At 44.0% G+C, this 3,299-nt stretch carries 5 protein-coding genes; all 5 read left to right on the top strand.

What is annotated here, in order from left to right:
- The coding region (locus ACKI5B_RS09650; RefSeq protein WP_407428186.1) for an ATP-binding cassette domain-containing protein at positions 1-415 on the top strand (415 nt) is incomplete at its 5' end.
- 105 nt (positions 416-520) lie between these two features.
- Complete coding sequence (nifH, locus tag ACKI5B_RS09645) at positions 521-1,372, top strand: nitrogenase iron protein (protein WP_407428184.1); 852 nt, start codon at positions 521-523, stop codon at positions 1,370-1,372.
- Positions 1,373-1,505: 133 nt separating this feature from the next.
- On the top strand, positions 1,506-2,168 hold the full coding sequence (locus tag ACKI5B_RS09640; RefSeq protein WP_407428182.1) for an amino acid ABC transporter permease: 663 nt from the start codon (positions 1,506-1,508) through the stop codon (positions 2,166-2,168).
- Complete coding sequence (locus ACKI5B_RS09635) at positions 2,146-2,871, top strand: amino acid ABC transporter permease (RefSeq protein WP_407428180.1); 726 nt, start codon at positions 2,146-2,148, stop codon at positions 2,869-2,871. The genes ACKI5B_RS09640 and ACKI5B_RS09635 overlap by 23 nt, the downstream gene beginning before the upstream one ends.
- Positions 2,852-3,299: amino acid ABC transporter ATP-binding protein (locus tag ACKI5B_RS09630; RefSeq protein ID WP_407428178.1), on the top strand; the 448-nt coding region annotated here is incomplete at its 3' end. The genes ACKI5B_RS09635 and ACKI5B_RS09630, both read left to right, overlap by 20 nt.

The following is a 3,299-nucleotide window of genomic DNA, read 5'->3' as shown; positions in this document are numbered from 1 at the left end:
ACATATCGGATTTGTTTCGCAGGAACAGAGCTTTCTTGAAAACCTGACAGTATTGGACAACGTTCGCCTGCCCTACTTTCTTGCTGAAACTTCTCCCGCAAAATCAGAAATGGAATTTGCAAGTCAATATGCAGAAAAATTACTCGCGTCTCTTGGAATTTCGCACCTTGCAAACAGTTATCCGAGAGACCTTTCCGGCGGCGAAAATCATCGTGTTCTGATTGCCCGTGCGCTTATGAATAACCCTGAAATCATTCTCGCAGATGAGCCGACAGAATCCGTTGATGATGAACGCACCGCTCAGATTTTGAAAATATTTAGCAGTCTTGCAGATGAAGGCAAAACTGTAATTCTCGTGAGCCATGACAACGCAGTTCTGAAAGTCTGCAGCAGAATAATAGAAATTGGAAAATAAATAAAAATTTTTCTATTACCCATTGACATAGTAGGTAATAATTAGCATAATATTATTACCTACTGAATAACTAGGATATAATAAAAAAAATAAGGGGTGCTTATAATGGCAAAAAAACTTCGACAGATAGCGATTTACGGAAAAGGCGGAATCGGAAAATCAACAACGACCCAAAACCTGACTGCTGGTCTTCTGGAACTTGGTAAAAAAGTTCTGGTTGTCGGCTGTGACCCAAAGGCTGACTCAACACGCTTGTTGCTCGGCGGTTTGCATCAGAAAACTGTTTTGGACACAATCCGCGATAATAAAACAGAAATTGCACTTGACGATTTGCAGAAAGTCGGTTTTAAGGGAGTTCGATGTGTAGAATCAGGCGGACCAGAACCGGGTGTTGGTTGTGCAGGTCGTGGTATCATCACTTCTATTTCTATGCTTGAGAACCTTGTCGCTTACACAGAAGATTTGGACTATGTTTTCTATGACGTTCTTGGTGACGTTGTCTGTGGTGGTTTTGCTATGCCAATCCGCGAAGGCAAAGCTCAGGAAATTTACATCGTTGCTTCTGGAGAGATGATGGCTTTGTACGCTGCAAACAATATCTGTAAAGGTATTGCCCGCTATGCTGAGCGTGGTGATGTCCGACTTGGCGGAATCATCTGTAACAGCCGAAACGTTGACCGTGAGCTTGATTTGCTCCGTGCTTTCACAAAAGAGCTCAACACACAGCTCATTTATTTCGTTCCACGAAACAACATCGTTCAGCAGGCAGAAATCCGCAAAAAGACTGTAATCGAGTACGCACCGGAAAGCTCTCAGGCACAGGTTTACCGCGATTTAGCTCAGGCAATCGATGAAAATACAAACTTCACAATTCCAACACCAATCACTCAGGAACGACTTGAAGAAATCCTGATTGAAAACGGAATGATGGAGCCGGAAGGAAACTACTCAATTTAATAAATTGAAATAAAAATTAAAAAATGTATAAGGGTAGCACTCGCTTTACTGAATGCTGCCCTTTCTGTTTTTTATGGAAAGGTTTTAGTTATGAATTCCCATTCTTTTAGAAATCTACTATAATACTAGGTATATGGATTTTACCTTTATTAAAAAAGTTATACCCATGTATGCCGAGGCGGCTTTGTTTACCTTTCAGCTTGCTCTGGCAGGGATTCTTCTTTCGTTTATACTGGGCTTAGTTTGTGCCCTCATAAAATATTTTAAAATTCCCGTCTTCCGCAGAATAGTCGGTGCATATATCGAACTTTCCCGAAACACCCCTCTTTTAATTCAGCTTTTTTTCCTTTATTTTGCTTTTCCGCGAATGGGAATCAAGCTTTCTTCAGTTCAGTGTGCAGTCATCGGCCTTACCTTCCTCGGCGGCTCCTACATGGAAGAAACTTTCCGCTCTGCTTTAGAATCAGTTTCAAAGATTCAGGTCGAAAGCGCCCAGTGCATCGGTCTCACATCCCGGCAGGTCACTCAGTATGTTATCCTTCCACAGGCAATTTCCGTTTCCATTCCGGGCTTCTGTGCAAACGTAATGTTCTTAATCAAAGAAACCTCGGTTTTTTCTGCAGTCGCACTCGCAGATTTGATGTATGTTGCCAAGGATTTAATCGGGCTTTACTACAAAACCGACGAAGCACTCACGCTCCTGTGCATTTCATATTTTCTTCTGCTTCTTCCAATCTCAGTGATTGCATCTTTTGCCGAAAGGAGGCTGCGTTATGCTCAGTTCGGAAGCCGCTAACCCAAATACAATCCAGGCCATCACAGCTGCATTCAGCGTTCTCACAAGGGGCACGAATTTCACTCGTCTTTTGGGCGGGCTCTGGGTCACTGTCTGGATTGCCCTCGTTTCTGTAGCTTTTTCGATTGTACTTGGAATTCTTTTGGGCATGCTGATGACTGTCAAAAACAGGGCTGTCAAAATCATCTGCAAAATCTACCTTGAAATCATGCGGATTATGCCTCAGATGGTTCTGCTTTTCATGGCATATTACGGTCTCACACGCGCATTTGACATTTCGCTCAGCGGAGAAGCAGCAAGCATTCTGGTCTTTACCCTTTGGGGAACGGCTGAAATGGGCGATTTAGTCCGTGGTTCCCTCGAAAGCGTTCCAAAGCACCAGTATGAGAGCGGCCGGGCAATCGGACTTACGGAAAGGCAGGTCTTTTTTTACATAATAATTCCGCAAACTCTGCGCAGTCTGATTCCCCTTTCAATGAACCTGATTACGCGCATGATAAAAACGACGTCGCTGGTGGTTTTCGTCGGTGTAATCGAAGTGGTCAAAATCGGTCAGCAGATTATCGAAGCCAACCGCCTGACAGTTCCAACGGCAAGCATCGCGGTCTATTTCGTGATTTTCATGATGTACTTTTTCGTGTGCTGGATTCTAAATCTCGGCGCAAAAAAACTGGAGAAAAAAAATGGCACTTTTGGAAATTAGAAACATAAAAAAATCTTTCGGCGAAAACGAAATCCTCAAAGGGCTCTCGCTTAATGTTGAAAAAGGCGAAGTCATCGTCGTTTTGGGACCCAGTGGCTGCGGCAAGTCAACGCTTCTCCGCTGTATCAACGGTCTTGAAACAATTCAGGGAGGAGAAATCAGGCTTGACGGTGAAGTCATTTCAAACCGCAGCAAGGACATGCACTTAATCCGACAGAAAATCGGCATGGTCTTCCAGAGCTATGACCTTTTTCCTCACCTTAACGTGATGAAAAACCTGCTCCTTGGTCCAAAGCACGCCCACGAGCTGGCCCTCGACATGAAGGAAGTCGAAAAAGAAGCCGAAATGTGGCTTGAACGTGTCGGGCTTAAAGACAAAAAGAACTCTTACCCGCGCGAGCTTTCCGGCGGACAGAAACAGCGCGTTG

The organism is Treponema sp., assembly GCF_045657965.1.
GTDB lineage: Bacteria > Spirochaetota > Spirochaetia > Treponematales > Treponemataceae > Treponema_D.
Note: the sequence above shows the minus strand (reverse complement) of the source record. Positions and strands in the feature narration are given on the sequence as shown.

Coding starts and splice junctions, on each gene's coding strand:
- nifH (WP_407428184.1), top strand. CDS start 521: ATGGCAAAAAAACTTCGACAGATAGCGATTTACGGAAAAGGCGGAATC.
- ACKI5B_RS09640 (WP_407428182.1), top strand. CDS start 1,506: ATGGATTTTACCTTTATTAAAAAAGTTATACCCATGTATGCCGAGGCG.
- ACKI5B_RS09635 (WP_407428180.1), top strand. CDS start 2,146: ATGCTCAGTTCGGAAGCCGCTAACCCAAATACAATCCAGGCCATCACA.